The 8,285-nt window shown below is 67.5% G+C and carries 9 protein-coding genes; 7 read left to right on the top strand and 2 right to left on the bottom strand.

Annotated elements, in window-relative coordinates; translation table 11 throughout:
* Positions 1-112 precede the first annotated feature (112 nt).
* Both FHS87_RS24610 and FHS87_RS10805 read right to left on the bottom strand, forming a co-directional pair.
* Complete coding sequence (locus tag FHS87_RS24610) at positions 113-292, bottom strand: transposase (RefSeq protein ID WP_376766433.1); 180 nt, start codon at positions 290-292, stop codon at positions 113-115.
* Positions 244-669 carry an IS5 family transposase gene (locus FHS87_RS10805; protein WP_221299783.1) on the bottom strand — a complete coding sequence of 142 codons (426 nt, stop codon included), beginning with the start codon at positions 667-669 and terminating at the stop codon, positions 244-246. Before FHS87_RS10805 ends, FHS87_RS24610 begins: the two co-directional genes overlap by 49 nt.
* Positions 670-934: 265 nt before the next feature.
* On the opposite strand from FHS87_RS10805, the gene FHS87_RS10800 reads away from it, so the two are divergent.
* The 7 genes from FHS87_RS10800 (at position 935) to FHS87_RS10770 (ending at position 7,570) form a co-directional block, all read left to right on the top strand.
* The gene (locus tag FHS87_RS10800) at positions 935-1,879 is read left to right on the top strand and encodes a LysR family transcriptional regulator (RefSeq protein ID WP_184517610.1); all 945 of its coding nucleotides are present in this window, start codon (positions 935-937) and stop codon (positions 1,877-1,879) included.
* Between the two features lie 89 nt (positions 1,880-1,968).
* Entirely contained in the window at positions 1,969-2,718 is a 750-nt protein-coding gene (locus FHS87_RS10795) for an SDR family NAD(P)-dependent oxidoreductase (RefSeq protein ID WP_184517608.1), read from the top strand.
* A gap of 51 nt (positions 2,719-2,769) precedes the next feature.
* Positions 2,770-3,621 carry a transketolase gene (locus FHS87_RS10790; RefSeq protein ID WP_184517605.1) on the top strand — a complete coding sequence of 284 codons (852 nt, stop codon included), beginning with the start codon at positions 2,770-2,772 and terminating at the stop codon, positions 3,619-3,621.
* Entirely contained in the window at positions 3,618-4,673 is a 1,056-nt protein-coding gene (locus FHS87_RS10785) for a transketolase family protein (protein ID WP_246418311.1), read from the top strand. The genes FHS87_RS10790 and FHS87_RS10785 overlap by 4 nt, the downstream gene beginning before the upstream one ends.
* A gap of 41 nt (positions 4,674-4,714) precedes the next feature.
* Positions 4,715-5,713 carry a TRAP transporter substrate-binding protein gene (locus FHS87_RS10780; protein ID WP_184517603.1) on the top strand — a complete coding sequence of 333 codons (999 nt, stop codon included), beginning with the start codon at positions 4,715-4,717 and terminating at the stop codon, positions 5,711-5,713.
* A gap of 1 nt (position 5,714) precedes the next feature.
* Positions 5,715-6,314: a TRAP transporter small permease gene (locus FHS87_RS10775; protein ID WP_184517601.1), complete on the top strand. Its 600-nt coding sequence runs from the start codon at positions 5,715-5,717 to the stop codon at positions 6,312-6,314.
* The gene (locus tag FHS87_RS10770; RefSeq protein ID WP_184517599.1) at positions 6,311-7,570 is read left to right on the top strand and encodes a TRAP transporter large permease; all 1,260 of its coding nucleotides are present in this window, start codon (positions 6,311-6,313) and stop codon (positions 7,568-7,570) included. The genes FHS87_RS10775 and FHS87_RS10770 overlap by 4 nt, the downstream gene beginning before the upstream one ends.
* Positions 7,571-8,285: the final 715 nt, after the last annotated feature.

Below are 8,285 nucleotides of genomic sequence, written 5' to 3'. Positions count from 1 at the left end.
ACTCCATGTCGATCACTCCGATAACCCCGGCCGTCCGGCCAGGGAGGTGAACAGACACAGGTCATTTCTCGGCGAAAACTTCGGCCCTCTCCGGGTCAGCTCTCACTGCAAATCAACAGCCCTCCTTCAGCCAGCGGCGGAGGCTGTCTGCGTCATAGGCCTTGTCCGCGATGAGCCGGTGGGGTCGTGCCACTGCCTGGAGCAGGAGCAGGGCCATGGTGATGTCGGCGACGTTGCCCGGCGTCAGCGCGAGGGCAACCGGGCGGCCGCGATTATCGGTCGAGCAATGGATCTTGGAGGTGCGGCCGCCGCGCGAGCGCCCGACCGCCTGCGCCCACTCCCCCCTTTTCCGCCCGCGGCCGAGCGATGCGCCTTCACGTGAGAGCTGTCGAGGCTGAGTTCCTGCGGCACCTCGCCTGTGGCGGCCACCTTCTCGAACAAGCGCTGCCAGAGACCGCGCAGGGACCAGCGGTTGAAGCGGTTGTAGATCGTGGTGGGCGGGCCGTACTCGGGCGGCACGTCACGCCAGCGGCACCCCGTCTTGAGCACGTGCAGGATGCCGCTGATCACCCGCCGGTCATCCACACGGGGCTTGCTGGGCCTGCCGCGGGGCAGGTGTGGATCAAGGGCCGCCCAGGCCTCGTCCGAAAGCCAGAACAGACGCGCCATGTCGACCTCCTAATCAGCCAGACCCGATCAGGAGGCAAAAACATCAACAACGCAGGAAGTTGTTTGGGTTCCCTACCTAGGGAAGCGGGGCGGCCAGAAGCCTCGCCATGAGCACGACGAGGGTGAAGGGTGCGACCTCCTCTGCTGAGCCGAAACGCATAAGAAACCGAGCCCAGGGCGCCCGCTCGTCGAACGGAGTAAGCCGTCCGGCTCACCGAAGGACGAATGGATTGCACCTGATGATGAGGTTCGCTCATCATCCGGCATGGCTCCACATCTTCCCCTGAGTGCCCTCCGCGCCTTCGAGGCTGCCACCCGCACGGGCTCCTTCCGCCTCGCGGCCGACGATCTCGGCCTTACGCCGAGCGCCGTCAGCCACGCGATCCGCGGATTGGAACGCGATCTCGGCACCGTCCTCTTCGAGCGAGAGGGACGGTCTATCCGCCTCACCCCTGAGGGCCAAACGCTGATGCGTCATGTCGAGCGCGGCTTCGGCGAGTTGCAGCTCGGAATCGGCAGCGTCGCGGCGCGCAGGCCGCAACTGCTGAAGCTCCACAGCGCCCCAAGCTTCGCGGCACAATGGCTCGTTCCCCGCCTCATGCGTCTCTTGCAGGAGTGCGAGGGATTGGAACTGCGCATCGCGGCCAGCACGGAATACACGCGCTTTCTTGCCGATGAGTTCGACGCCGACATCGTGTATGGCGCGCCCCCGCCTGAGTACTACGGCAGCGCCAATCACCAGGGGGTCATCGTCCTTCCGCTCGGCACGGAGATCGTCACTCCGCTCTGCGCGCCGTCCCTCGCCCCCACGATCCGCAGCGCGCGCGACCTGTTCGCACAAACCCTTATCCAGAGCGACACCAAACGGGTCCGCTGGCCCGCCTGGTTCGCGGCCAACGGCCTCGCTGCTCCGGCGCCGGGCGGTCCGCGCTTTGACCGCAGCTTCATCTCGATCAGCGCCGCGGCAGACGGCCTCGGCGTCGCGCTGGAGTCGACGAGGCTGGCCGAGCGCGAGATCGCCTCAGGCCGCCTCGTGCGCCCGCTCGCCGGCATCTGCGAGGACGTCGTCTACACCGGACACTGGCTCGTCTTTCCCCGGGCGAAGCGGTACGCGCGCTCGATGGTGCTATTTCTCGGCTGGCTGACGAAGGAATTGGGGCTCGACGTGAAGCTCGACGACCTCCGGGCCGAGCAAACTGAAAACACATGATCTGAATTCACTGAACCACGCGAAAATCTCGCTTGTCCGTGAAAGGCTGGCTGGATCACCCTCTGGCAACAAGACGAGGGAAGAAACGCATGCTTTTGGCCGGCAGGACCGCCGTCATCTCCGGTGCCGCCAGCGCGCGGGGGATCGGCCGCGCGACCGCGAAGCTCTTCGCCGAGCACGGCGCGCGGGTCGCCATTCTCGATCTCGATGCGGCCGGCGCCAAGCGCGCCGCTGAGGAGTTGGGCGAGGGGCATATCGGCATAGGCTGCGACGTCGCCGACCTGGCGAGCTGCCGCCAGGCAGCGGAGGGAGCGATCGGTGCTTTCGGCAAGGTCGATATCCTCATCAACAATGCCGGCATCACCCAGCCGCTGAAGATCATGGAGATCGAGCCCGAGAACTGGGAGCGCGTGGTCGACGTGAACATGACCGGGGTGCTCTATCTCAGCCAGGCCTTCATCCCGCACATGCGCGCCCGGAAGCAGGGCTCCATTGCCTGCATGTCCTCGGTCTCCGCCCAGCGCGGCGGCGGCATCTTCGGCGGGCCGCACTATTCCGCCGCAAAGGCCGGCGTTCTGGGTCTCGCCAAGGCCATGGCGCGGGAGCTCGGGCCGGATGGCATTCGCGTGAACAGCGTCACTCCCGGCCTGATCCAGACCGACATCACCGGCGGGAAGCTGACGCCGGAGATGAGGACGGAGATCCTGAAGGGCATTCCGCTGAACCGCCTGGGCGATGCGGAGGATGTGGCGCGGATCTACCTGTTCCTCGCCTCCGATCTCTCCTCCTACGTCACCGGCGCGGTGATCGACGTCAACGGCGGCATGCTGATCCACTGAACCCAGCCCGCGGCGCATCGGGGCTGACGTAGAACAAGGAGGAAACGCGGGATGGAAGCGCGAACGACGCTGCTTGCCAACGCACCGGCACTGGAGGAGCGCGCATGGCGCATCCGGCGCAACGCGTTGCGCATGGGGCAGGTGCAAGGGCAGGGCTACATCGCCCAGGCGCTCGGCGTGGCCGATGTGCTCGCCGTGTCCTACTTCCACGCGCTGAGCTACCGGCCGGAGGAGCCGGATTGGGAGGGACGGGACCGCTTCCTTCTCTCCATCGGCCACTACGCGATCGCGCTCTACGCGGCGCTGATCGAGGCCGGCATCATCCCGCCGGATGAGCTGGAGAGCTACGGCACTGATGACAGCCGCCTGCCCATGTCGGGCATGGCCAGCTACACGCCGGGCATGGAGATCAGCGGCGGCTCGCTCGGGATCGGTCTCGGCATCGCGGTCGGCATCGGTCTCGGCCTCAAGCGCAAGAGCTCCGACCGCTTCGTCTACAACCTGATGTCGGACGGGGAGCTGGACGAGGGCCCGACCTGGGAGGCCGCGATGTCGGCCGGTCATTGGCGTCTGGACAACCTGATCTGCATCGTGGACGTGAACCGCATGCAGGCGGACGGCGTCTCGACCGGCGTACTGAACTTCGAGCCGCTTCCGGCCAAGTGGGAAGCCTTCGGCTGGCACGTCCAGCGCGTGGACGGCAACGACATGGGCGCACTCGTCCAGGCCTTCGACACGGCCCGCGCCCTCACCGAGCCGAAGCCGCGCGTGATCATCTGCGACACCAGGATGGCCAAGGGCGTGCCTTTTCTGGAAGCACGGGAGAAATCGCATTTCCTGCGCGTGGAGCCGCATGAATGGGACTTGGCCATCGAGGCGTTGGACGCGGGGAGGGGCGCATGAGCCGGGTGAGGCGCGGGCCCTGGGCGGCCGGCATGGCGGGCACGCCCGCGGCAGCGATGAGCGACCCTTCGAAGCCGCGGCTGACCACCTCGGCCATGATCGCTTCCCTCGTTTCCGAAGGGCAGAGATCGAGCACGGCGCCCTTCGGCCACGCGCTGGTCGAGGCGGCGCGTAACCGGCCGGACATCGTCGGCATGACGGCCGATCTCGGCAAGTACACGGACCTGCACATCTTCGGCGCGGAATATCCCGACCGCTACTACCAGATGGGCATGGCGGAGCAGAACATGATGCTCGCCGCCGCCGGCATGGCGCATGAGGGCTTCGTGCCCTTCGTGACGACCTACGCCGTCTTCGCTTCCCGCCGCACCTATGACTTCATCAGCCAGGGGATCGTGGAGGAGGGGCTGAACGTCAAGATCTGCTGCGCGCTTCCCGGCCTCACCACGGGCTACGGCCCGAGCCACCAGGCCACCGAGGACATCGCGATCTTCCGCGGCATGCCGGACCTGACCATCGTCGATCCCTGCGACGCGCTGGATATCGGGCAGGCCACCCACGCCATCGCGGCCCATCAAGGCCCGGTCTACATGCGCCTGCTGCGCGGCAAGGTGCCGCTGGTGCTCGACGAGTACGACTACCGCTTCGAGCTGGGACGGGCGAGCCTGCTGCGGGACGGCGCCGACGTCCTCGTCATCTCCTCCGGCCTGATGACCATGCGCGCGCTGGAAGCGGCGAAGCTGCTCGAGACGGACCGCGTGAGCGTCGCCGTGCTGCACAGTCCGACCATCAAGCCCCTTGATGAGGCGACGATCGTCCGGGAAGCCGGTCGTGGCGGACGCGCGGTGGTGGTTGCGGAGAACCATTCCGTGATCGGCGGTCTCGGTGAGGCCGTCGCCGGCGCGCTGCTGCGGAATGGCGTGGCGCCGCCCCTCTTCCGGCAGGTAGCCTTGCCCGACGTGTTCCTCGACGCCGGGGCCCTCCCCACCCTGCATGACCGCTACGGTATTTCCGCGGAGGCCATGGCGCGGAGCATCAAGGGATGGCTGTAGCCGAGTAGACCTCGCTAAGAATAATCAGAACGGAGGAAACAATGATCACGTCCAGGACCACTCGCCGGGCGGCGCTGCTCGGAACGCTCGGCCTTCTCTCCGCTCCAGCGGTGCTCCGCGCTCAGGGGCAGGTAAGGCTCACGCTCGGCCACGGCGCCGCGCCGGGCAATCCGCGCAGCCTGGCCGCCGAGCGGCTCGCTGCGACCCTGCGCGAGCGCAGCAACGGCCGCATCGAGATGCGCGTCGCCGGCTCTGCCCAGCTCGGCGACGATGCGGCGATGCTGACAGCGCTTCGCACGGGCACACTCGACATCTCGGTGAATAGCCAGGGCGCCTCCTCGGCCGTGCTGCCGGAACTCGCGGCGGTCGGCATGCCCTTTCTCTTCTCCGGCGCCGCAGCGGCCCACAAGGTAATGGACGGCCCGATCGGCGAGGAGCTGGCACGGCGCTTCGAGGGCGTGGGCCTCGTCGCATTGGGATGGTGGGACAACGGTGTCCGCCACACCACGAACAGCAAGCGCGCGATCAACCGGCCCGAGGACCTGCGCGGGCTGAAGGTCCGCACTCCGCCCGACCCGATGACCATCGACATCTTCCAGGCCCTCGGTGCGGCGACGCAGCAGATCAACTTCAACGAGCTCTACGTCGCCCTGCAGCAGGGTGTGGTGGACGGGCAGGAGAACCCGCTCGCGAACATCCAGTCTTCCAAGATCTACGAGGTGAACCGCTTCGTCTCGCTCACCGGCCACAAGTGGGAGTGCAATCCCTTCCTCGTCTCGAGGATCGCCTGGGGCCGGCTGCGGCCTGACGATCAGCGGCTGTTGCGGGAGGCGGCAAAGGAGGCCGAGCTGCATCAGCGCACCCTGTCGCAGGAGATCGATGCGAAGCTGCTGGGGGAGTTCCGCGCCAACCCGAATGTTTCGGTCAACGAGGTCAACCAGGCGCCGTTCCGCACGGTGACCGCCTCCGTTGCCGAGAAGTGGGAGGCCCGGCCGTTCGGCGATTTCGTGAAGCGCCTCCGCGCTACGGCCGTGGCGTGAGATGGAGGCGCCCTTCCACACCACGCCGGTGCCGGGCGGCACGGCACCTCCCTCCGGCGAGAAGGCGCGGCGGAGCGGGCTGATCGTCGCGGCGGATCGGCTGGACCGCGGCGTCGCCCTCCTGCTGCAAGGGGTGCTGCTGCTCACCGGCACCGCGATGATGGCCGTGCTGACCGCCAATATCGTCGCGCGGTACGTCCTGGCCACAGGTGGCTTCGATTGGTCGGAGGAGGTGCCGCAACAGATCTTCCCCTGGTTCATCATGGCCGGCGTGGCATTGGCCGTGCAGCATGGTGGGCACATCGCCGTGGAATGGCTGCTCGGCCGCCTCGGGCGTGGAGGGAAGCGCCTCCTCCTGCTCGCCGGGCACGGGCTCGTCATCGCGGCCTATGTCGCCCTCTGCTGGCAGGCGCTCTCGGTGGCCGAGATCGTAGCGATCGAGCACAGTCCCGTGCTCGGCCTGCCGGGAAGCGTCGGCTACTGGTCGGTGGCCGCGGGGTGCGCCCTGCTGGCCCTCGGCACCTTCACGATCGCCCTGCGTATCGCGCTGCTCGGCCCTGAGGCGCTTCCGCAGCCCGCCCCCGAGGAGATACCGACGTGAGCCTCGTCCTCGTCCTCGCCTTCACCGTCCTTCTCGTTGCGGTAATCCCCGTGGCGCACGCCCTCGTCATCGCCTCCGGCGTCGCGCTGTTCTGGGAGGGGATGCCGCTGCTGCTCGTTGCGCAGCAGATGTTCCAGCAGACCCAGTCCTTCCCGATGCTGGCGCTGCCCTTCTTCATCCTGGCCGGGACGCTCATCATGGAGGGCAAGCTCGGCGAGGAGCTCCTGCGCTTCTCCGGCGAGGTGATGCAGCGCGTGCGTGGCGGCGCGCTCGCGACCACCGTGCTGGGATCGGTCGTCTTCGGCGGCGTCTCCGGCAGCGCGGTGGCCAATGCGAGTGCCCTCGGCTCCGTGCTCATTCCCTGGCAGAAGCGGCAGGGCTACCCGGCCGGGCTCTGCGCCGCCAACAATGCGACGTCGGCGGTGATCGACATCCTCATTCCGCCTTCCATCCCGATGATCCTCTATGCCGTCGTCAGCGGCGTCAGCATCGGGGATCTCTTCATGGCTGGCGTGCTGCCGGGCGTGCTCATGGCTGCCGGCTTCGTCGTGGTCTGCTGGTGGCAGGCGCGCAAGGTGACGGTTACGGCTGAAGCTCCGCCGCTGAACGCGGGGCGCCTCGCCCGCCTCGCTGTCCTCGCCCTTCCTGCGCTGATCCTGCCCGTGCTGATTCTGCTGGCCCTTCGCTTCGGCCTGGCGACGCCGACCGAGATCGCGGTGATGGCGGTGCTCTACGCGCTGGTCGCCAGCCTCCTTCTCTACCGCGACCTGTCCTGGCAGCGCTTCCGCAAGGCGATGGTCGACGCGGGCGTCGCGACCGGCATCGTGATGATGGTCATCATGGGCAGCGCGGCCGCGAGCTGGATCCTCACCTATGACCAGGTGCCCCAGCGCTTCGCCGAATGGGTTTCCACCACGCTGCGCGAGCCCTGGCTCGTGATCCTGGCGATGAACCTGATCATGCTGCTGGTGGGCGGGCCGCTGGACCTCGCTCCCGCCATCCTGCTCCTCGCGCCGATCTTCGTGCCGCTCGCTGAGGGGATCGGGCTGGACCCTCTCCAGCTCGGGCTGATGATGGTGCTGAATCTCGGCATCGGCCTCTACACGCCGCCGGTGGGGACCACCCTCTTCATCTCGTCCACCATCGCGGGCAGCACGATGTCGGAGACGACAAAGGCGCTCTGGCCCTTCTTCTGGGTCGCCATCGGGCTGCTGGCGCTCGTGAGCTACGTGCCGGCACTGACCATCCGGTTCTGAGTCGGTGAGGCGCGATCGGCTGCTCTCGGCCGATCGCGCCTCACTCTCACCTGCTCAGCCCGGCAGAGAGTGTCGGTGCCCGGTTGAGAGCTGATCGGGGATCCGTGGTGCGCACGGCGCCCGGTATCAGCGATACCCTCAGTCCAGAGCCAGGCCGATGACGTCCCGCAACACCTAGAGCAGCGGCATGTCAGAGGGGACATCGACATCATGCGACGTCCCGTTCACCGTGAGAGAGATGATGTCCACCTCGTTTGACAAAGTCTCATGCCAGCACACCACCTCTGGGGACCGCCCATCGGTTGGCGGTAGTCATCGCCGGGGCCGAAGCACGCTGTCGTTATCATTCCGGCGTCGTGTACCCGGAAGCTGCTCGCTTCGCGGCATGAAGGGCGAGCACGGGACGCAGGGCACGACAGCGGGGAGACGCGAGACCGTGCACAGCGTTCCCGGTCGTTTCGACGCGGGACGTTCTTTGCTTTCGGCGCGCCGTCAGCGGGCCGCTGTCCTGGATGTCCCAGCCCGAGTGGAGGGCTGTGCCGGTCCGGGAGCAGGGATTTCCGGGTGGCTCAGCGCACGGCCAAGTGAGCCGGAAACCTTGGTGACATGGACAGCAGCCAGGGAGGGATGCCGGAGCTTCTTTCTGGCGCCGCCAGAGCTTGGCGCCTTCGGACCCCATCGCGCATCGGCGGGTGGCGTCCGCTCCGGTTCGTCA

It is taken from the genome of Muricoccus pecuniae (assembly GCF_014199205.1).
In the GTDB taxonomy this organism is placed as follows: Bacteria; Pseudomonadota; Alphaproteobacteria; order Acetobacterales; family Acetobacteraceae; genus Roseomonas; species Roseomonas pecuniae.
Note: the sequence above shows the minus strand (reverse complement) of the source record. Positions and strands in the feature narration are given on the sequence as shown.